Source organism: Streptomyces sp. NPDC003691, from assembly GCF_053981115.1.
The window spans coordinates 59,988-79,828 of the sequence record NZ_JBSFNQ010000024.1 but is presented as its reverse complement, the minus strand read 5'-3'; the positions used below and the strand labels follow the sequence as shown (position 1 = coordinate 79,828).

The window sequence follows — 19,841 nt, the reverse complement described above, 5'->3', positions numbered from 1 at the left end:
TATTCGCTTTGCGGCAGCTACAACCACGGGGGAGGTGGGCACCATGACCGGTACACAGCAGATGGGAACGCGGCTCCTCAATGCACGGCGGAGCCGGGGGTGGAGTCAGGCGCGGCTCATCCGGGAGTTACGGACCGCAGCGGGCCGCAAGGGGCAGACGCTTCCGGCCGACGCCAGCGTGAAGCGGCGGATCGCGAGCTGGGAGAACAACCACGGAGTTCCGGACGAGTTCTACGCAGGGTTGCTGTGCGAAGCGCTCGGGCTGCCGCCGCAGGATCTCGGGATACGTGATCATGAGGTCCCCGGACTCGCAGATCTGAGGTATCCGGACAGCGTGGGCGCCGCGATCGGAGCGGTCGGCCCGCTATGGCTGGCCGATCTCGCCGGTGACGCATCGCTTCTCACGGCGGATGCCTTCGACGGCCCTTGGCACGAAGCCTCGCTGCAGTGGCTCGTAGCACCCGACACCCCCGCCCACGTCGCCCCTGCGGATGCAGGGCCCCGAGTGGGTCTCACCGATGTCGCAATGATCAAGTCGACCGCCGATATGTTCGCCCAGCTCGACGACCGCTTCGGTGGAGACCACGCACGACACAGCCTCATCCAGTACCTCAGCCGCGACGTCGCCCCACTGCTGTCGGGGCAATACACCGAAGCCGTCGGACAGGCCCTGTTCTCCACGGTTGGCGAAGCCCTGCGACTGGCCGGCTGGATGTCGTACGACGCCTGCCACCACGGACTCGCCCAGCGGTACTTCGTCCACGCACTACGGCTCGCCCAGGACAGCGACGACCGGCGGCTTGCCGGGAGCATCCTCTCCGCCATGAGCCACCAGGCCACCTTCCTCGGCCGCTACACCCAGGCCGCCACCCTGGCCCGCGCCGCACGGATGGGTATCTCGCGCGTCGCGACACCGACCCTGCTGGCCCAGTTCCACGCGATGGAAGCCCGCGCCCTCGCCCGCACCGGCGATACCCGCGCCTGCGAACTCGCCCTCGCGGAAGCCACCGGCGCGCTGGACCGACGGAACAACGACGACGAGCCGGAGTGGATCACCTACTTCGACGATGTCGAACTTGCCGCGGAGGCCGCACACTGCTTCCGCGATGTCAGCAGCGCCCGCAGGTCCGTCGCCCACGCCGAGAACGCAGTCAGCGGCACGCATGTCCGCAGCGACTTCTTCGCCACCATGGTCCTAGCCGACGCCCAGATGCACGCGGGCAACCCGGAAGAGGCATGCCGGGTCGCAGCCGATGCTCTCGACCTCGGCGAGCAGCTCAGATCAGCGCGCTGCGTCAGCTACCTCGCAGAATTCCGGCGGAATCTCGCACGAGCATCGACCACAACCGTCGTACGGGACTTCCACGAGTTGGCCGCCGAACACCGCCTCTGGCGCGAGGCAGCAGCCATGGATTAAGCGCTCAGAACGCCTGCCAGTCCTTGCGGCTTCCGCCAGTACGCAGGGCATGAACCCGCCGGGCGAACTCTTCCGCCGCCCGTTCGCTCGTGGTGACCTGATGGCCGATCCACAACGTCATCTTCAGCTCACGCAGATCAGCGAGGACCGGGTAGCCGGGCCAGTTCATCAGGTCGAAGCCATAGTGATAGACGAACGACTCGTACTCAGTACGGGTGTGCCAGCCGAACCGCTCGTAGTACAGCGACGTCAGTACGAGGTCCCACTCCCGCTGCCCCAGCGAAAAGCCGTCCAGGTCGATCAGCAGCGGCCGACCGTCCCGGTCCCGGATCGCGTTCCCGACATTGGCATCCCCGTGGATCATGCCGAAGTCGAGAACCCAGTCCAAGCGGTCGTACTCCTTCTGTATCCGCTCCGCCCGCTCGTTCAGAAACGCCACATCGTCGCCGGGAACGTCACCCAGAGCACGGAGGGTGTCCCACACCTCCTGGAACGGGTCGTAATAAGGAAGGGCAAGCGAACCCGGCTCCTCCAGCCAGTGCAACCGCCGCAGCAGGTCACCCAGCTCTCGCAGGTCGGCGTAGACCACCGAGTCCTGCGCACTGACCCAGAACGTCACCACCCTGCCGTCCAACGCCAGCGGCTGCTCCAGACCCGCAACCACCCGCGTCGCGGCGAACCCCTCACCCTCCAGCCACCGGGCGACCCGCACCACACGTGTCATATCAGCCAACGAGCCGGGATCCCGGGCGATACGGACGATCACCGGGGAGTCGGCCAGCCGGTACACGGCATTGGACCCGAGCCGCAGCAACTCCGCGCCAGCCGGATCGAACCCGGCCGTCCGGCATGCCGACACCAGGACCGCCCCCGCCGCTTCCTCCGTGAACACATCGCCAACGCCCGCGCCCGAAGTCATACTCAGACGCTACAGGCACCGTCTCCGACGGTCTGCTGTACAGCAGTGAAGTACAGCAACCGGCCCGCCCGGCGGTGATCAGTGGAGACCCGGGGCAACTCCCTCACCAGGCAGGCGACCGTTCGCGACCGTGGGGCCTGTAGTTCGCATCGAGGGGGTCAGGGGTTCGAATCCCCTCAGGTCCACAGCAGCTCAGAGCCCCTGGCGGGGATTCCCGCCAGGGGCTCTTTGGCTGTGCAAGCAGCAAAGTGCGGCAATCGCCCGGATGTGTGGGAAAGGGCCGGGGCGGGAAGGCCGGATATGTCGTCCGGCACTCGGCCCGGGCGGTATCCGCCCTCCGTTTCGACCGGTGCCGATCGGCCGATGTCGTACCTCTCGCCGACGGCCGGGCGTCGCGCCGCCGGCGGATGCCGCAACCGGAGCCGCGGGGCCGGCCCACTCGACGACGGGAGCGTCGCCATGCGGACCGGCATCGTCACAACAGCGGGGCCGGGTGTGGAACACCTGGCCGTCCGTGCGGAGGAATTCGGCTTCGACAGTTTCTGGGTGTACGACACGCCTCTGCTCCACGGCGATCCGTTCGTGGCTCTCGCCCTCTGCGCCAGGTCCACCCGCCGGATCAGGCTCGGTATCGGTGTCACCTCACCGGCCCTGCGCTCCGCCCCCGCCGCGGCGGCGGCCGTCGCCAGTCTCAACGCGCTCGCCCCCGGCCGTATCGTCTGCGGGGTCGGCACCGGCAACACGGCACGCCGCACGCTCGGGATGCGGCCCGTGAAGACCGCGGAACTGGAGTCGTTCACCGCCGCCCTGCAGAATCTCACCGCGGGGCGCGAGACGGAGCACCGCGAGGGGGACCGGTCCAGCAGGGTGCGCTTCCTGCACAGCGGGCCGTACGTCGACACCGAGGCTCCCGTGGAGTTCGTTGTGGCCGCGTTCGGCCCGAAGGCCGCCGCGGCCGCCGGACGGCTCGGCGCGGGAGTGATCTCCTTCGGGCTGCACGACCCCGCGGCCTGGTCGGCACTCGGGCAGGCCCGGCGGGCGGCGGCGCCGGGTGCGGGCACGGCCGGGAAGCCCCGCTCGTATCTCATGTCGGCACTGCATGTCCTCGCCGACGGTGAGGACCGCTACGGAGACGCGGCCAAGGACTCGATGGGGCATATCGCCCTGTGCGCACTGATCCTCGGCGCGGCGGACCCGGACTTCCGCGCGGCTCTGCCGCCGGAAGTGACCGCCGCGGTGGGCCGCCTCCTCCGGTCCCGCGGCACCACCCCCGCGGACCCCGGATCTCACCAGGTGCTCTACCGCAACTACCTGGGCCGGCTGGCCCCCGGAGACCGTGAGCTCATCGTGCCTCCCCTGGTGGACAGATTCGGCCTGGTCGGCACCAGGGCCGAACTCATCGAGCGGATCGGCGTACTGGAGGAGTCCGGGGTCGACGAGCTGGTGATCCACCCCGCCGTGGACCCGGAGGCGGAAATGGCCGAGTTCGCGGGGCTGCTGGCCTGAGCGCCGGAAAGGCGGGCGCGACCCCGCTCAGTGCTCCTCGAACGGCTCGGCACTCCAGCGGAACCAGGCGCGGTCGTCCTGGATGTGCAGCAGGAACTCTGCCACCGGGCCCGACGGGGCGACCAGCACAAGTGTTCGGTCGATCTGCTCGTAGGCGTGATCGAACTGTTCGTACTCCTCCGCCTCCATCAGTGCGAGGGTGCGGTCGAACCACGGCTTGAACTCGGCAAAAGCGGGCTCCGCGACGAACCGTCCGTGCAGCCAGGGGAAGTCGGCCTCGTCGATCTCGATTCTGCCGAGCAGTTCCGTCCCGCGCTCAAGCCGCCAGACCTCTCCGGTGAAACCTGTCCCTGCTGTCATCGGTGTCCGTGTTCTCCCTGTCCGGGGGCCGGGTGGGCCGGGTGGGCCGTGGTGAAGGCTGTGGTGAGCTGGTCGAGCAGTGGTGCCGTACGGGGATGGGGGGCCCGGCGCGGGGTGATCGCGTAGATGCCGCGGGTCGGGGGGTCGGTCAGCCGCATGGTGGTGACATCGGCTCGCAGTGCGCGTGTCAGTACGCCGGGGATCAGGGCGATGGCGTGGCCGGTGGCGACCAGGGCCAGTTTGCCGGGGAGGTCGGCCGCGGTGAGGTCGATGCGGGCGACGGTTCCGGCGCGGGCGGCGTGCCGGCGGAGGAGGGCCGCGGAGCCTTCGTTGTCCTCGGCCCAGGTCAGGTCGGCCAGCGTCGCGATGGGCACCGGACCGGGCCCGGACCGGGGATGGCCGGCGGGCAGGACGACGACCATCTCGTCCAGCCCGAGGAACCGGCGTTCGGTCCGCGGGTCGGCGGGCAGCCCCGGCGGGGCGTCGGTGACGACGGCGATGTCGAGATCGCCCGCGGTCACCCGGGCATGGAGCTGTGCGCTCAGACCGGGGAGCAGGCTCCACCGGAAGGGGCCGGTCCGGTCCAGCAGGCCCCGTACGGCTTCGGGGACGATGCCCGCGGCGAGGGACGGCGTCGCGCCGATGACCAGGGGCTGTTCGCACCGCCCGTCGCGGATGTCCCGTACCGCGCGCACGGCGCGTTCGGCCTCGCCGAGGGTGGCCAGCGCATGGCGCCGGAACACCTCACCGGCCGGGGTCGGACGCACGCCGCGGGCATGGCGCTCCACCAGGGGCGTGCCGAGCTGCCGTTCCAGCCCGGCGATCTGGCGGGAGACGGCCGACTGGGTGTGGTTCAGCTCGGCTGCCGCCGCCGACAGCGACCCGGTCCGGCAAACGGTCACAAAGGTTCGCCACACGGTCAGGTCCATCCGGCCAGTATGACCAGCCGGTATGCGGATGTCGCAGGGCCGGGGTGCGGAATCTGCGCTTGTCGCATGCGTTGAGGGGCGCCACTGTGATGTGCATGATCACACCGCATACCATCGCCGTGCTGGGCCTGGGGCGCATGGGCGGCGCCATCGCGCATCGTCTGGCGGACCAGGGCCGGGACGTCGTCGGCTGGACCCGCTCGGGGCGTACGGCGGGAACCGTCCGGACGGTCGGCGACCCGAACGAGGCCGTGGCCGGGGCGGACCTCGTCCTCCTGGCGCTTTTCGACGGCGCGGCCTGCCGCCAAGTCCTCGACGGTGTAAAGGACTCCCTGTGGGCGGACACGATCGTGCTCAACACGGGCACCATCGCCCCCGCCGAAGCGGCGGAGCTGGCCGGGCGGTTCGGCCCGGCGTACGTCCATGCGCCGGTGCTCGGCTCGGTGTCGGCCGTCGCGGCCGGTGCCCTGCAGATCCTCACCGCCGCCGACCGGAGCACGCTCGACCGGGTCCGGCCCGTACTGGAGACACTGGGCACCGTCCGGCTGGTGCACGGCGCCGCAACCGCCGCCGCCCTCAAACTGATCGCCAACAACAGCCTCGCCGGATCCGTCCTCGCGCTGCGGGACTCCCTGCGGCAGGCCGACGCCCTCGGGCTGCCCCGTGACCAGGTGCTGGACGTCCTCGAACTCGGCCAGCTCGGCGGGCTCGTGGCCCGTAAACGGGACTTCCTGCTCGGCGATCCGGCCTCGGTCCCGGCCCCGGCTCAGTTCACGATCGGCGCGCTGGCCAAGGACATGGAGCTGCTGGCCGCCGCGTCGGACCTCCCGCTGCGCAGCGCTACGGGCCTGGCGGATACCCGGGCCGGCGACGATGCCGATATCGCCGTCGCCGCCACGGTCCCCGCCGCCGGGAATTCCGTACGCGAACCCCTCCGCGCCTATGTCCGCGGACACGCCACCGGCGACCCCGCCCACTTCCGCGACGCGTTCCTTCCCACCGCCCGTATCGAAGGGCTCCGGGACGGCGCATTCGTCTCCTGGAACCTGGACGAGTACTGCGCCCTCTTCCCGGGCCGGCCCGCCGCGGACGAAGCGGCCCGCACCCGCCGTATCGAATCCGTCGACGTCCACGGCACCGTCGCGACCGCCACCATGACGCTTCGGCACGGCGCGGACACGTTCACCGATGTCTTTCTGCTGATCCGTACCGACAGCGGCTGGCGTATCGCCAACAAGGTCTATCACCGGCACCCCGAGGGCGGCTCACTCCCGGGGCGGCTAGGGTGACGGCTTTCCGGAGGGCTACGGACGGGGCGGACACAGATGGATACGGACGACCGGACGCCTCCGCCGCTCACCGGCGGGGAGCGCGAGACGCTGCGGGCCTTTCTCGACTATCACCGCGCGACCCTCGCCATGAAGTGCGAAGGGCTCACCGACGAGGAATTGCGGCAGCGGTCCATGCCGCCGTCGACGCTTTCCCTGCTGGGGCTGGTGCGGCATATGGCGGAAGTCGAACGTGCCTGGTTCCGGAGGGTTTTCGAGGACCACGAGGCGCCGATGGTCTGGTCCGACCGGGTCGACTTCCAGGCCGCCTACGACGCGAGCGCGTCCGGCAGGGCGGAGGCGTTCGGCGCCTGGGAGGCGGAGGTCGCGACCGCCCGCCGGATCGAGCGGGAGGCCGTATCGCTCGATGTCCTCGGGTACCAGCCGCGGTGGGAGCGGGAGGTGTCGCTGCGGATGGTGCTCGTCCATGTCCTGCTGGAGTACGGGCGGCACAACGGGCACGCGGACTTCCTCCGCGAGGGCATCGACGGGGCCACCGGCGCCTGAAGAACTGCGCCCGGCGCGGTCCGGGGCGGGGCGAGGGTGTGGTCCGGGGTGCCGTGAGGGTGTGTGGTCGGGGGCACGGCCCCGTCGCGGTCGCGGCGTTCGGCGGGATCCTGTCGGTGGGTGCCGTTAGGGTGCCCCGCATGGAGAGGGCAACGGGCGGCGCGCGGTGGGAGTCCCTCGGCGGGGCTCTCGCCCTGCTGGCCCGCGGGGACCTGAGCGACTGCGCCCGGCTGCTCGGGCATCCCGATCCCCGGGTCCGGGAGAACGCCCTCGCCGAACTCCAACGGCGGGGAGAGGGAGCCGTCGCCTACGGCGAGCGCCTCATCGAACTGCTGGGGGACGCCAACCCCGGGGTGCGCCGGCGCGCAGTGCTCGCGTTCGAGGGGATCGGACCCGGCGCCCTGCCCGTACTGCGCCGGGTGCGGCGGGCGGCCGCGGCCGGGCCGGGGATACGGGCCGGTGCCCTGGAAGCGCTGGCCGCGATCGGCGGCCCCGGGGCGATGGACCCGGCGGACCTCGCCGCGGTACGGCGCCTGACGCGCGTCAAACGGCTTGCGGAGATCCCGGAACCCCTCGCCCTCTGCGGATTCTGGTACGCGATCCCGACCGTCGACCAGACGGCCGTCCTCGACGCCTTCGGGCTGGGCGATCCCGAGCCGGTCACCCTCCGGACCGGGGCCGCGGCCTGGTGCCGCGACCGGCACGCCAGGGGCCGGGGCGCCGAGCGCGGATCGCGCTCCCGGGTCTTCGTCAGCCCCGGACTGGACGGCTGGACCCTGGTCTTCGGCGACTCCTCCCAGGACCAGGAGTCCGTACGGCGGGGCGGCGGCTGTACCGGCGGCGGATCCGGGCGGAGCATGGTCCGCGCCCGGTGCTCGGCCCTCGGCGGCCGCTTCGGGGCCGCCCAGTGGTACGGCGCGAGCTGCGGCGGCGCCTGGACGGCCTGGTGCATCGCCGAGGGGCCGGACATCGTCCGGTACTACGACGTGTACGACGCCGAACGGCGCGGCGACGAAGGCCCCGCGCACCCCGCCGAGCGCGGCTATCTCCCCGCGCACGAGTCGGCGGAGGGGAATGCGGAGGGGGCCGGGACCGCCCAGCCCGGTCGCGTATCCCCGTACGAGCCCGGGAGCGCGTCCGGCCGGGCGTCCGGGCACCCGCCCGCCCCCGGCCTCCCGCGCCCACCGGGTGTGCGCTCCGCCGCCCCCCGCCCGTTATCCGGCGCGGCGCCCCGCGAGCCGTGCCGGGCCACCGCCGTCGCGGCCCGGCTCTCCGTCGACCCCTCCGCGCTCGGCCCCGCCACGGCCGTCACCGGATCCGGAGTTCTCGCCCTCACCGCGTACGGCCGCCGCCATGGGCAGCCGCCGGGCGCACTGCCCGTGTAGCCGCCGCCGAGGGCGCGCCCGCAGCGCCCGCTGCGCCCGTAGCGGCCGGATCGTTGCGGCGGACGGTCGCCAGATAGCCGGCGATGGCGTCGCGGTTGCGGCTCAGCACCGCGATGCGTTCGGTCATACGGTCGCGCTCCCGCTCCAGCGTGGACAGCATCTCGGGCGTCGGGTCCGGGAAGTAGATCGTCCGCGGGGCACCCAGACAGGGCAGGATGCGGCGGATGATCCGGGTCGGCAGACCGGCGTCGAGCAGGCCCCGGACCTGGAGCACCCGGTCCACCGAGCCCTCGTCGTAGTCGCGATAGCCGTTGGCGGCGCGGTCGGCCGCGATCAGACCCTGCTCCTCGTAGTAGCGCAGCAGCCTGGGCGAGGTGTCCGTACGCCGGGACAGTTCACCGATCCGCATCCGACCTGCCTCTTTCCGGGGGCGCTTGACCTTCACATTGATGTGAGGGTTCGAGTCTGGGTGCCGGAGGAATTCGCGGCCGAAACGGCCAGAACCGGTACCGAGGTGTGCAGTGATACTGGATCAGAAGCTCTACGACTACAGCCCTGTCACCGAGCGGCCGCCGCTGCGGTGGCCCGGCGGCGCCGGTGTCGCCTTCTACATCGGCCTGAACATCGAGCACTACCGGCTCGACGCCCCGTCGACCAGCACCTTTGCTGGGACGGCGGGGCTGACCCCGGACCCCCTGAACTACGGATGGCGGGACTACGGGCCCCGGGTGGGTGTCTGGCGGGTGATCGAGAGCCTGGACCGGTACGGGCTCCGGGCCAGCGCCCTGCTCAACTCCGCCGCGGGAGAGCGCTATCCGCAGATCGTCGAAGCGGGCCGGGACCGGGACTGGGCATGGCTCGCCCACGGCCGGGACAACTCCACCTTCCACTCCGGTCTGACCGAGGACGAGGAGCGGCGGATGCTGGCGGAGGTGGTCGGTTCCATCGAGCGGACCACCGGGCGGCGGCCCCGGGGATGGATGGGGCCCGCGCTCACCGAGACCTTCCGCACCCCGGAACTCCTGGCCGAGCTGGGGCTTTCGTACGTCCTCGACTGGACCAACGACGACCAGCCGTACCGGCTCAACGTGCCCGGCGTGCTCAGCGTTCCGTACTCGGTGGAGCTGAACGACATCGGGCTCTTCGTCGGCAAGGGCATGACCGGCCCCGACTTCGTCCGGGTGGTCAAGGACCAACTGGACCGGCTGTACGCCGACTCGGCCGGTGGCAGCGGCCGGGTGATGGCCCTGGCCCTGCATCCCTTCGTGGTCGGGCAGCCGTTCCGCAGCCGCTATCTGGACGAGGCCCTGGAGTACGTCGCCGGGCACCCGGGTGTCTGGACGGCCACCAGCGACGAGATTGCGGAGCACTACGCGAACACGGTGTGAGGCCCCGGGGGCGTGCGCCGGGGGCTCACGGTGCCACCGGCGGCTCCGCCCGGTGGGCGCGGTGGAGCAGGTCGGTGAAGTCGGGGGCCGCCGGGACGGGAGTGGTGTCGATCCGGTGGACGGGGACCGCGGGGGTCCAGGAGTTCAGGACCGCCGCGCCGGCCAGCGACGGCAGATCGGCGGGGGTGACCTCCCGGTCGGTCTGGGGGACGCCGAGGCGGTCGAGCTGCCTGCGTACCGTGCCCATCATCGTGCCGCGCAGCATCTCCGCCACCGGCCAGACCACGGAGGTGCCGTCCCAGAACACCAGATTCCAGATGGACGCCTCGCTGAACCGGCCCCGCCCGTCGAGGAACGCGGCGTCGTCGAAGCCGAGCGGCGCGACCCGGCGCGGATAGTACGTCTTGGCGATCTCGCCGACGTGCTTGATACCGGGCAGCGGGCGCTCGTACGGGACGGCCGCCAGGCTCAGCGGTCCGGCGGGGCCGTTCGCGGGCGGGGCCGTGGACACCAGGACTTCCAGGTCCGCGGGGTCGGGGTCGGCGGGGGTGAACTCGCCCTCGGGGGAGTAGACCGTGACCTTCAGCGACAGATCCGCCGGTCCGCCGGCCAGCGCCGTCCGCAGCAGTTCACGGATCCGGTCGTCCGGCAGGGCCCGGCCGTACAGCTCTTCCGAAGCCGACCGCAGCCGGTCCAGATGGAGGTCGAGGCCGCGGATCCTGCCGTCGCGGACCTGGATGGCGGTGAAGTGGGCATGGCCCGCGAAGGCGAGCGGGGCCAGGTCGCCGGACGTGGCCGGGCGGCCGTTGAGTTGCGTGATGTACGGGGAAGCAATAGGCAGGGAGGTCATGTTGGGACGGTAGGACCTCACACCGGTGTGAGGTTCAAGGGAAGTGGCGGACGTCACTCCGTTCCGGCGCCGGACGGTTGGGGGAAGCAGGAGATGGGGGGAAGTACGGGATGGGCATGAAGATCGGCGAACTGGCCCGGCGGACCGGGGTCAGCCCGCGGCTTCTGCGCTACTACGAGGAGCAGGGGCTGCTGACCCCGCGGCGGGTGGGCACCCACCGCAGCTATGCCGACGACGCCCCCGAGGTCGTCGGCCATATCCGGGCCTTTCTCGACGCCGGGCTGCCCACCCGGATCATCCGCGAGGTGCTCCCGTGTGTGGAGGGGCCGGGGCCCGCGGTGCACGGATGCGTCGCCGGCACGCTGGAGGAGCAGCTCCGCGGGCTCGACGACCGGATAGCCGGGCTCCAGGACAACCGCAGCGCCCTCGCCGGACTGCTGGCCGCCGGGACCGGGGCGGCGGGGTCCCGGGCCACCGCCGCCTGATCACCGCGTGCTGCCTGCGGGTTCCGAGCTCGCGGGCCGGGTGCTGTCCGCGCGCGGGCCGCGGGCCCGGTGCGTGTTGCCCCGGTGCGGGCCGCGGGTTTCGTAGGTGCCGCCCCGGTGCCGCCGGGTCTCGGGGGCGGTACGCCCTCAGGGGCGTACGGCCGGTCCGCGCAGGCTCACCGCCGCCGGGACCAGCGCGCAGATTGCCGCGATCAGACCGCAGGCCGCCGCGGTCGAGCCCAGCGCCTCCCAGGGGACGGCGGGCGGCACGTACGGGACGCCGAGCAGGGCGAGCGCGCCCTGCACTCCGGCGAGGTTGAGGGCCGTGACCGCGGTGCCGAGGACCGCGCCCACGGCGACCGCCGCCAGCGCTTCCCCGGCCGCCGACTGGAGCAGTTGTGCCCCGGTCGCGCCGGTGAGCCGGAGCAGCGTCAGCTCGCGGGCCTGCTCGGCGGAGGCCATGAGCAGGGTGTTGGCGAGGGAGATGCCGGTGTAGAGGAGGGCGATCCCGAGGACGACCGCATAGCCCACCAGGGTCTTCCGGTCGGGTTCGGGGCGGGCCGCGGCCACCCATTCGGTACGGCTGCGGACCTCCGCGCCCGGGATCGTGGCGGCCGCACGGCGTATCGCCTCGCCGACCGCCGTACGGTCCGCGCCGGTGCCGGCGGCGGTGATGTCGATACGGTCGACGGCGGCCCCCGGGGCGTTGCGCGGGGTGATGTAGACGCCGTTGTCACCGGTGCCCGCGCGTATCACGGCCGCGATGCGCAGGGCGGCCCGGGAGCCGTCGCCGAGCCGGACGGAGACCGTGTCGCCGACGGTGCGGTGCTCCCATTCGTCGTTGACGATGATCGAACGGTCGTCGAGCCGCGCGGCGTCGCCCGCGACGAGCGGCAGCCGGGTGGTGGCCGTGCGGCCGCTGAGGCTGCTGGGGTCGGTGGCGCGGGCGTCGGAGCGGATCAGGGCGGCGCCGTCCTCCCGTACGTAGACGGCGGAGGCGGCCGAAGGGGAGACCCGGGCACCGGGCACGGCGCGCAGCCGGCCGACCGCGTCCGGGGTGAAACCGCCCGGTGCCGTGGTTGTGACGACATGCTCGGCGGCGGTACGGGAGCGGACCTCGGCGCTCCGTGCCCCGTCGAGGAGGTCCAGGGTGCCGAGGAGGGAGCCCGCGAGGGCGACGGTCACCAGGACCGGCGCGGCGACCGCCGCCGTACGCCGCACCCGGGCGGAGGTGTTCTCACGGACCAGAAGCCCGCCCGCGCCCGGCAGAAGGGCCGGCAGAAGGGTCAGCAGCCGGGTCAGCGGCCGTACGAACACCGGGATCAGCAGGGCGGCCGCGGTGATGAGCAGCAGCGGGCGGCTGGTGTACGTCTTGCGGTGCAGCAGGTCGCCGGGGTCGGTCAGCAGGGTGTACGCCAGGGATCCGGCCGCGGCCGCCAGCAGAAGGGCGCCCGTGGCGAGCCGGACCCGGGGCAGGGAGCGCTCGTCGGCGGCCGCGTCGCGGAGCGCCTCCAGTGGATTCGTCCGGCCCGCCCGCCACGACGCGGCGACCACTCCCGCGAACGCGACCACCAGGCCCGTCCAGAAGGCGAGATGGTAGGGCCAGATGCTGTCCGTGGTGGCGATTCCGGTGATGAACCAGGCAGGTGCCAGGTCGTTCGCCACCAGCAGGCGGGCCAGATACGGGGCTCCCCAGGTGCCGAGGACACAGCCTGTCGCGGCTGCCGCGGTACCCACGGCGAGTGCCTCGGCGTACAGCATCCGGCGGATCCGGCCCGGAGTCGCCCCGGCGGTCCGGAGCAGGGCGAACTCCTTGCGCCGCTGGACCACCGCGAAGGCGAAGGTGGACGCGGTGACGAAGACGGAGACGAAGCCGGTGGTGCCGGCGGCGGTGCCGAGGAGGGCGTTCAGGGCGACGACGGCCTGCTCCTCGCGGTGCGGGTCGGGGTCGGCGAACCGGCGGTCCGTACCGGTGAGGACGCGCAGCGCGGGGGGTGCCGGGGCGGTGGCGGGCCCGCCGGGCGCCGGGCGGGCGGCCGCGGCCCGTACCGCTTCCGGGGCGGCGTGGACGACGAGTTGGTCCACCCGTGGGGAGAGCGCGGCGGCCCGGCGGTCGGTGTAGAAGACGGCGTCCTCGAAACCGAGGTCGCGTACGGTGCCGACGACCGTGACCGGACCGTGCGACGTCCGCAGGACCTCGCCGGGGCGGGCCGGGCCGCCGGTCAGCACGACTTCGCCGGGGGCTTTCGGCGCTCGCCCGGCGGTCAGGGTGTAGGGGGCGTAGGCCGCCGTCGACCAGGGGTGGCCGGTGAGTTCGCGGGGGCCGCCGGATCCGGTGCCGGTCCTGGGGGCGGGGGCCTCGATACGGACCGGGAAGGAGCGGTCCTCGACCGTGCGGCCGAGGGCGGCCAGGCGGGCGGACTGGCCGGGGGTGAGGGGCCGGGGGTGGGCGAGGGGCACGGTGCGGACGCCGACGGGGGTACGGACGGAGAGTTCGTCCACCGGCCGGACGACGGTCGGGGCCTGGGCGAACCGCCGCGGACCCGGCTCGGGGGCGTCCGCCGCGGCCGCCAGGGCGAGCCCCATGGTGGCGATCAGCCCCACGCCGAGCGCCAGTGCGGTGAAGGTCCCGGTGAAGACCGGCCACCGCATGCGGAGGGTGCTGATCGTGAGGCTCAGCACGGGGTGGTCCCCTCGTGGCGAGGGTTGCCGGTGCGGGTCTGGCGGGGGGTGCCGGTATCGGTCGGGCGGGGGTTGCCGGTGCCGGTCCGGCGGGGGGTGTCGGCGGTGCTCCGGTGGTTCGGGCGGCAGTCCCGGCCCTCGTGGCCCCTGTTGTCCCTCCGGTCCCTCTGGCCGCCGGGGTTGCCAGGGCTTCTGTGGTTGTCGTCCGCGGCTTCCGCCGTCTCCAGACGTGCCATCCGGGCCGCCACCGACTCGGCGTCCGGGGAGGTGAGTTCGCCGGTGATCCGGCCGTCGACCAGGAACACCACCCGGTCGGCGCGGGCCGCGGCCACCGGGTCGTGGGTCACCATGACCACCGCCCGGCCGTCCCGGTCGGCGGTCTCCCTCAGCAGGTCGAGGACGCGCCGGCCGGTGCGGGTGTCGAGGGCGCCGGTGGGCTCGTCGCCGAAGAGGACGTCGGGGCGGGTGACCAGGGCCCGGGCCAGCGCCACCCGCTGCTGCTGCCCGCCGGAGAGTTCGGCGGGCCGGTGCCGGGCGCGGTCGCCGAGGCCGACCCGTTCGAGCGCGGCCCGGACCTCGCCCTTCGCCGGCCGGCGCCCGGCCAGCCGGAGGGGCAGGGCCACGTTCTGTTCGGCCGTCAGGGCGGGCAGCAGGTTGAAGGACTGGAAGACGAAGCCGATGCGGTCGCGGCGGAGCAGGGTGAGCCGCCGCTCGCCGAGACCGGTGAGTTCGGTACCGCCGACGGTGACGGAGCCGGAGGTGGGGCGGTCCAGCCCGGCCGCGCACTGGAGAAGGGTCGATTTACCGGAGCCCGAGGGGCCCATGACGGCGGTGAAGGAGCCGCGGGGGAAGGTGAGGCTGATGTCGTGGAGGGCGGTGACGGCGTGCCCGCCGGTGCCGTGGATCCGGGAGACGGAACGGAGCCGGACGGCGGGCGTGCCGGGGTCCGGGAGGGGATGGGGCCGACCGGCTCCGGGGCCCGCGAGGGGTTCGGGTCCATCGGCACTCCGGGGCGGTGTGATGATCCGACCGACCCTGTGGGCGGCGGGGGAAAGGCCGTTGCCAAGGGTCCGCCGGCCCTTCCGGGGGAGGCCGTGTCTACCGGTGTTCCTGCTGGTCGTCATGGGTACAGCCAACCGGCGGGCACATTCCGGCACAGCAGGGCAGGGCCGAGTCTTCCGGTAGGGCCGGCCCTACCTTCCGGGGTCGGTACAGGGGGTGTCGGGAGGCTCTGTCCACAGGCATGGCGGGGTTCGGGCCGGGGCTTCTACCGTTTTCCCATGCGTGAACGAACCCTTTGGCAGGCCGTCGCCGACCCCCACTACCTCCGCTCCGGGTGGCCGTGGCGCGGGGCGCTGTATGTACTCACCGGCGCGCTCCTGGGTGCGCTGGTGCTCGTCGGGCTGGTGCTGGCGGCGGCGATAGCGGGCGCGGGGGCCTTGGCCGTGGTGGGGCTGCCGCTGCTGGTGGGACTCGGGCTGGTGGGGCTGCCGGTGGGGTATGCCGAGCGCGGCAGGCTCGCGATCCTGGGCGGTGCGCCGCTGCCGGGTCCGCACCGGGAGCCGGACGCGCCGGGGCTGTGGGCCTGGGTGCGGACGCGGTACCGGGAGGCGGCGACCTGGCGGGAGCTGGGCTATGCGCTGCTGTTCGCCGGGCTGTTGTGGCCGCTGGACGCCTTGGTGGTGCTGGCCGCCCTGGGGGTGCCCGCGGCGCTGGCCGCGGTGCCGGTGCTGATGGCGACAACAGGGGGCGGGGCGCAGGCCCCGGTGCTGAAGGAGTGGACGGTCACTTCGTGGCCGGTGGCGTTCGCCGTCGCCGCGCTGGGAGTGCTGCTGCTGGCGGCAGGCCTGTACGCGATCGGGGTGTACGCGGCGGTCCGCGCCGAACCGGTGAGGCTCCTGCTGTCCCGGCGCGAGGCGCGGAACGGCGAACTGGGCGTGCGGGTGGCCGAGCTGACCAGTTCCCGGGCCCGGCTGGTGGCCGCCTTCGAGGCCGAACGCCGCCGCATCGAGCGCGATCTGCACGACGGCGCCCAACAGCGGCTGGTCGCCCTGACCATGACCCTGGGGCTGGCCCGGCTGGACGCCCCGCCGGGGCCGCTCGCCGGACAACTGGCCACGGCGCACCAGGAAGCGGGGCTGGTGCTCGCGGAGCTGCGGGAGCTGATCCACGGCATCCATCCCAAGGTCCTCACGGACTACGGGCTTCCGGCGGCCGTCGCGGACGCCGCCGACCGGGCCGCCGTGCCGGTGGACGTCGCCCTCGAACTGCCGGGGCGGCTGCCGCAACCGGTGGAGAGCGCGGGCTACTTCGTCGTCTGCGAGGCGCTGGCGAACGTGGACAAGCACAGCGGGGCGGAGCGGGCGGTGGTCTCCGGCGGATATCTGCCGGACCGGCTCTGGCTGGAGATATGCGACAACGGGCGCGGTGGTGCGGACCCGGCCGTACGCGCGGTCGGCGGCGGGACGGGGCTGACCGGACTCGCCGACCGGGTGGCCGTCCTGGATGGCACACTCTCGGTGTCCAGCCCGCCCGGTGGACCGACCCTGTTGCGTGTGGAGATCCCGTGCGAGTGGACCGACCCCTCCGTGTAGTGCTGGCAGAGGACAGCGTGCTGCTCCGGGACGGTCTGACGGGTCTCCTCACCCGCTGCGGCCACGAGGTTGCCGCCGCGGTCGGCGACGCGGAGGCGCTGCTCGCGGCCGCCGCCGAGCACACCCCGGACATCGTGGTCACCGATGTGCGGATGCCGCCCGGGCTGACGGACGAGGGGCTGCGGGCCGCCGTCGCGCTGCGGGAACGGCGGCCGGGGCTCCCGGTGCTGGTCCTCAGTCAGTACGTCCAGCGGTCCTACGCCGCCGAACTGCTGGACTCGGGCGACGGCTCGGGCGTGGGCTATCTCCTCAAGGACCGGGTCGGGCACATCGAGGAGTTCGTCGACGCCCTGGCGAAGGTGGCCGGCGGGGGCACCGTCGTCGACCCCGAGGTCGTACGGCAGTTGCTGCGCCGCCGCCGCGATCCGCTGGAGCAGCTCACCCCACGGGAAAGGGAGGTACTGGCGCTGGTGGCGCAAGGGCGGTCCAACGGGGCGATCGCCCGGGAGCTGGTGGTCTCGGAGGCCGCGGTCGGGAAGCACATCGGCAACATCCTGGCCAAGCTGGACCTGCCGCCCGCCGAGGACTCCCATCGCCGGGTGCTCGCGGTGCTGGCCTATCTGCGGGCATAGCGGCAGACAGCAAGGGCGGGGCCGGGTGAGTCCGGGCGGCCCGGGGCGCGGTCCGGCCGGGGCGCGGTCCGGTGGAGTGGAGAGCAGCTTGGCGGAAGGCAGTCGGCCGACGGCGCCCGGCTGACGGCGGCCGGGGCGGCCCCGGTGCCGCAGGAGTTCCCGGGGGGCCGGAAGCGCCCGGGAGCCCGGGACGCGTGCACGTCCGGAGGTCCGGAGGTCCGGAGGTCCGGAGGTCCGGATCCCGTGAGAGAGCGAGGAACAGCAGATGTTCGATCTCATGGTCATCGTCCGGGTGCGGAAGGACGAGGACATACCGGCGGTCGCGGACGCGCTGACCCGGATGCGTCCGATGTGTCTCGCCGAGGACGGCTGTGTGAGCTGGGAGGCGTACCAGTCGGAGGAGGCGCCGGGGAGCTTTGTGCTCGTCGAGCGCTGGGCGAGCCGCGGCCACTGGGAGGCCCATGACGGCGGGGCCGCCATCCAGGACGTCTACCTTCCGGAGATCCTGCCCCGGGTCAAACGCGAGGTGCATCCGAGCAGACCGCTGCGGCCGCTTGCGGACTGACCCGCCGGTGTCCGGTCCCGCCCGGCCCGGGCTGCGCCGGCCGCCCGGCTCCCGCCCGGCCCGCCCGGCCTCGGGCCCGGGGCGTCGGATACCGGGCCGCAGCGCCCGGCCGGTGGTCCGGAACGGGGGAGTGGATCAGGTGAGGGGCTTCACAAAGCAGCGGACGTCCTCATGGTCGCGGTAGTGGCCGAAAGTGGACGGTGCGGGGAGATAGCCGGACGAGGCGTAGAGGGCGATCGCCTCCGGCTGCTCGGTGCCGGTCATCAGCACCATCCGGGTCCGGCCGGCCGACGCGGCGTCCTGCTCCAGGGCGGCCAGGACGCGGCGGGCCAGACCGCGGCCGCGCGCCTGAGGGACGACGTACATCCGCTTCAGCTCCGCGTCGCCGTCCTCGTACCCCTCCGGATTGTCCTCCTGGGCGCGCCAGCCGCCGGTCGCCAGCGGCTCGCCCGACTCGTCGTAGGCGATCAGGTACAGCCCGTGCGGCGGGGCGAACATCGACGGGTCGAGGGGAGTGGCGTCGCCGTTGTCCTCGGGGCCGTAACGCTCCACGTACTCCAGCAGCACCTGGTCGCTCAGACGTACGGCGTCGGGGTGGTCGAAGCCGACCTGTCGTATGTTCATGCAGCTCATCGTACGATCGTGGGCCTTCGTGCCGGGGCGGGCCGGGGCCGGGGCGGCCCGGCCGGAGACCGGCTCCGGCAGTACCGCGGGTTAGGCTGCCGGGATGCTGACCGTGACTTCCGTGAACGTGAACGGCCTCCGTGCGGCCGCCAAGAAGGGCTTCGTCGAGTGGCTCGCCGCGACCGGGGCGGATGTTGTCTGCCTCCAGGAGGTGCGGGCCGAGCCCGGGCAGCTGCCCGAGGACGTACGGAGCCCCGAGGGCTGGTTCACCGCGCACGCGCCGTCCTCGGTGAAGGGGCGTGCCGGGGTGTCCCTGTACACCCGGCGGGAGCCCGACGCGGTCCGGACCGGCTTCGGGTCGGCCGAGTTCGACGACAGCGGGCGGTATCTGGAGGCCGATCTCCCCGGGGTCACCGTCGCCAGCCTGTATCTGCCGTCCGGCGAGGTCGGAACGGACAAGCAGGATGAAAAGTGCCGGTTCATGGATGAGTTCCTGCCATATCTGCACGACCTGCGGGCCCGGGCGGCGGCGGACGGCCGGGAGGTCGTGGTCTGCGGAGACTGGAACATCGCCCACCGCGAGGCCGACCTCAAGAACTGGCGTGCCAACCGCAAGTCGTCGGGCTTCCTGCCCGAGGAGCGCGAGTGGCTCACCCGGGTCTACGAGGAGGCCGGGTACGTCGATGTGGTCCGCGCTCTCCACCCGGACCAGGACGGGCCCTACAGCTGGTGGTCCTACCGGGGCCGGGCCTTCGACAACGACACCGGCTGGCGTATCGACCTGCTGGTCGCCACGCCCGGACTGGCCGCCGGAGCGGTCAAGGCCTCTGTGGAGCGGGCCGACAGCCACCCCGAGCGCTGGAGCGACCACGCCCCGGTGACCGCCGTCTTCCAGCAGTAGGCACCGAAGCGGGCCGCAGGCCGCGGGCCGCGGGCGGCGGTCGGTGTCAGGGGCGGAGTGCGCGGTCCAGGGCCATCGACAGCTCGGCGTCGACGACGCTCCGCGCCAGCGGGCGCAGCCGGTCGACCTCGGCGGCCGTGGCTTCCGCCCCGCCGCCCGTGTGCTCTCCTGCCATGGCCACGAAGAGTTCGGCGAGGGCGTCCGCATGGACCCGGATCCGACGGGCCGCCGCCAGCACGTCCGACAGCGGTACGCCCTCCCGGACCAGCGCCGACGACACCTCCAGGAGCTGCCGGCTGAGGTGCACGATCTCCTCGCCGTCCGTGGCGAGATAGCCCAGCTCCAGCGCGGCGGTCAGATCCTCCGGGGTGAACCGCCCGTCGAATTGGTCGGCCAGCTCCTCCGGGGTGAGCCGGACGGGGGTCTGGTCCGTCGGCCCGTCGAGGCCGAGGATCTCCCGGACATCCCGCCCGCTCTCGAACGCGGCCGCCAGATCGGCGATGCCGTTGAGCGTGTGGCCGCGCTCCAGCAGCGCCGCGATCGTCCGCAGCCGGGCCAGATGGTGATCGTCGTACCAGGCGATCCGGCCCTCCCGGCGGGGCGGCGGCAGCAGTCCGCGCTCACGGTAGAAGCGCACGGTGCGCACCGTGATCCCGGCCCTCTCGGCCAGCTCCGCCATGCGGTATTCCCGTACGTCTGCCACGGGCGAAGCCTATGACGGCGTCCCGGCCGGTTCCCCGTGCCGATGCCCTACCGCTCGGTAGGGCAT

19 protein-coding genes and 1 pseudogene are annotated in these 19,841 nt (G+C 73.0%); 11 read left to right on the top strand and 9 right to left on the bottom strand.

What is annotated here, in order from left to right:
• The first annotated feature begins 43 nt into the window (after positions 1–43).
• Positions 44–1,417: a hypothetical protein gene (locus tag ACWDR0_RS14645; RefSeq protein ID WP_456352025.1), complete on the top strand. Its 1,374-nt coding sequence runs from the start codon at positions 44–46 to the stop codon at positions 1,415–1,417.
• A gap of 4 nt (positions 1,418–1,421) precedes the next feature.
• Here ACWDR0_RS14645 and ACWDR0_RS14640 read toward each other — a convergent pair whose 3' ends face one another.
• Positions 1,422–2,309 carry a phosphotransferase family protein gene (locus ACWDR0_RS14640; protein WP_456352024.1) on the bottom strand — a complete coding sequence of 296 codons (888 nt, stop codon included), beginning with the start codon at positions 2,307–2,309 and terminating at the stop codon, positions 1,422–1,424.
• A gap of 486 nt (positions 2,310–2,795) precedes the next feature.
• Here ACWDR0_RS14640 and ACWDR0_RS14635 point away from each other — a divergent pair, with 486 nt between their 5' ends.
• Positions 2,796–3,842: an LLM class flavin-dependent oxidoreductase gene (locus ACWDR0_RS14635; protein WP_456352023.1), complete on the top strand. Its 1,047-nt coding sequence runs from the start codon at positions 2,796–2,798 to the stop codon at positions 3,840–3,842.
• 27 nt (positions 3,843–3,869) lie between these two features.
• Here the strand turns inward: ACWDR0_RS14635 and ACWDR0_RS14630 are convergent, their stop codons facing one another.
• Entirely contained in the window at positions 3,870–4,202 is a 333-nt protein-coding gene (locus tag ACWDR0_RS14630; protein WP_456352022.1) for a hypothetical protein, read from the bottom strand.
• Positions 4,199–5,131: a LysR family transcriptional regulator gene (locus tag ACWDR0_RS14625; RefSeq protein ID WP_456352021.1), complete on the bottom strand. Its 933-nt coding sequence runs from the start codon at positions 5,129–5,131 to the stop codon at positions 4,199–4,201. The genes ACWDR0_RS14630 and ACWDR0_RS14625 overlap by 4 nt, the downstream gene beginning before the upstream one ends.
• A 95-nt stretch (positions 5,132–5,226) precedes the next feature.
• On the opposite strand from ACWDR0_RS14625, the gene ACWDR0_RS14620 reads away from it, so the two are divergent.
• From ACWDR0_RS14620 to ACWDR0_RS14610, 3 genes are all read left to right on the top strand, one after another.
• A complete protein-coding gene (locus ACWDR0_RS14620; RefSeq protein WP_456352020.1) occupies positions 5,227–6,420 on the top strand; it encodes a nuclear transport factor 2 family protein in 1,194 nt (397 codons plus the stop codon).
• Positions 6,421–6,456: 36 nt separating this feature from the next.
• Entirely contained in the window at positions 6,457–6,966 is a 510-nt protein-coding gene (locus tag ACWDR0_RS14615) for a DinB family protein (protein WP_456352019.1), read from the top strand.
• A 140-nt stretch (positions 6,967–7,106) separates the two neighbouring features.
• Positions 7,107–8,351 (top strand): HEAT repeat domain-containing protein, encoded by a 1,245-nt coding sequence (locus tag ACWDR0_RS14610; protein WP_456352018.1) that lies wholly within the window; start codon positions 7,107–7,109, stop codon positions 8,349–8,351.
• On the opposite strand, the gene ACWDR0_RS14605 is transcribed toward ACWDR0_RS14610, so the two are convergent.
• Positions 8,299–8,760: a MerR family transcriptional regulator gene (locus ACWDR0_RS14605; RefSeq protein ID WP_456352017.1), complete on the bottom strand. Its 462-nt coding sequence runs from the start codon at positions 8,758–8,760 to the stop codon at positions 8,299–8,301. The genes ACWDR0_RS14610 and ACWDR0_RS14605 overlap by 53 nt on opposite strands.
• A 112-nt stretch (positions 8,761–8,872) precedes the next feature.
• Here ACWDR0_RS14605 and ACWDR0_RS14600 point away from each other — a divergent pair, with 112 nt between their 5' ends.
• Positions 8,873–9,739 (top strand): polysaccharide deacetylase family protein, encoded by an 867-nt coding sequence (locus ACWDR0_RS14600; RefSeq protein WP_456352016.1) that lies wholly within the window; start codon positions 8,873–8,875, stop codon positions 9,737–9,739.
• Between the two features lie 25 nt (positions 9,740–9,764).
• Here ACWDR0_RS14600 and ACWDR0_RS14595 read toward each other — a convergent pair whose 3' ends face one another.
• Positions 9,765–10,589 carry an aminotransferase class IV family protein gene (locus ACWDR0_RS14595; RefSeq protein WP_456352015.1) on the bottom strand — a complete coding sequence of 275 codons (825 nt, stop codon included), beginning with the start codon at positions 10,587–10,589 and terminating at the stop codon, positions 9,765–9,767.
• 116 nt (positions 10,590–10,705) lie between these two features.
• Between ACWDR0_RS14595 and ACWDR0_RS14590 the strand changes: the two genes are divergently transcribed.
• A complete protein-coding gene (locus ACWDR0_RS14590; protein ID WP_456352044.1) occupies positions 10,706–11,074 on the top strand; it encodes a MerR family transcriptional regulator in 369 nt (122 codons plus the stop codon).
• Positions 11,075–11,221: 147 nt separating this feature from the next.
• Here ACWDR0_RS14590 and ACWDR0_RS14585 read toward each other — a convergent pair whose 3' ends face one another.
• Both ACWDR0_RS14585 and ACWDR0_RS14580 read right to left on the bottom strand, forming a co-directional pair.
• On the bottom strand, positions 11,222–13,756 hold the full coding sequence (locus ACWDR0_RS14585) for an FtsX-like permease family protein (protein ID WP_456352014.1): 2,535 nt from the start codon (positions 13,754–13,756) through the stop codon (positions 11,222–11,224).
• A 215-nt stretch (positions 13,757–13,971) separates the two neighbouring features.
• Positions 13,972–14,661 (bottom strand): annotated as a pseudogene (locus ACWDR0_RS14580) (ABC transporter ATP-binding protein); the annotation flags it as partial.
• Positions 14,662–15,036: 375 nt separating this feature from the next.
• Here ACWDR0_RS14580 and ACWDR0_RS14575 point away from each other — a divergent pair.
• From ACWDR0_RS14575 to ACWDR0_RS14565, 3 genes are all read left to right on the top strand, one after another.
• Positions 15,037–16,350 (top strand): sensor histidine kinase, encoded by a 1,314-nt coding sequence (locus tag ACWDR0_RS14575; RefSeq protein WP_456352013.1) that lies wholly within the window; start codon positions 15,037–15,039, stop codon positions 16,348–16,350.
• Positions 16,350–16,982 carry a response regulator gene (locus tag ACWDR0_RS14570; protein WP_456352012.1) on the top strand — a complete coding sequence of 211 codons (633 nt, stop codon included), beginning with the start codon at positions 16,350–16,352 and terminating at the stop codon, positions 16,980–16,982. Before ACWDR0_RS14575 ends, ACWDR0_RS14570 begins: the two co-directional genes overlap by 1 nt.
• A gap of 265 nt (positions 16,983–17,247) precedes the next feature.
• Positions 17,248–17,547, top strand: coding sequence for a putative quinol monooxygenase (locus ACWDR0_RS14565; protein ID WP_456352011.1), 300 nt, complete (start codon positions 17,248–17,250; stop codon positions 17,545–17,547).
• Positions 17,548–17,682: 135 nt separating this feature from the next.
• Here ACWDR0_RS14565 and ACWDR0_RS14560 read toward each other — a convergent pair whose 3' ends face one another.
• Positions 17,683–18,171, bottom strand: a complete 489-nt coding sequence (locus ACWDR0_RS14560) for a GNAT family N-acetyltransferase (protein ID WP_456352010.1) — start codon at positions 18,169–18,171, stop codon at positions 17,683–17,685.
• A 103-nt stretch (positions 18,172–18,274) separates the two neighbouring features.
• On the opposite strand from ACWDR0_RS14560, the gene ACWDR0_RS14555 reads away from it, so the two are divergent.
• Positions 18,275–19,072 (top strand): exodeoxyribonuclease III, encoded by a 798-nt coding sequence (locus ACWDR0_RS14555; RefSeq protein ID WP_456352009.1) that lies wholly within the window; start codon positions 18,275–18,277, stop codon positions 19,070–19,072.
• 46 nt (positions 19,073–19,118) lie between these two features.
• Here the strand turns inward: ACWDR0_RS14555 and ACWDR0_RS14550 are convergent, their stop codons facing one another.
• A complete protein-coding gene (locus tag ACWDR0_RS14550; protein ID WP_456352043.1) occupies positions 19,119–19,751 on the bottom strand; it encodes a MerR family transcriptional regulator in 633 nt (210 codons plus the stop codon).
• Between the last annotated feature and the right edge of the window lie 90 nt (positions 19,752–19,841).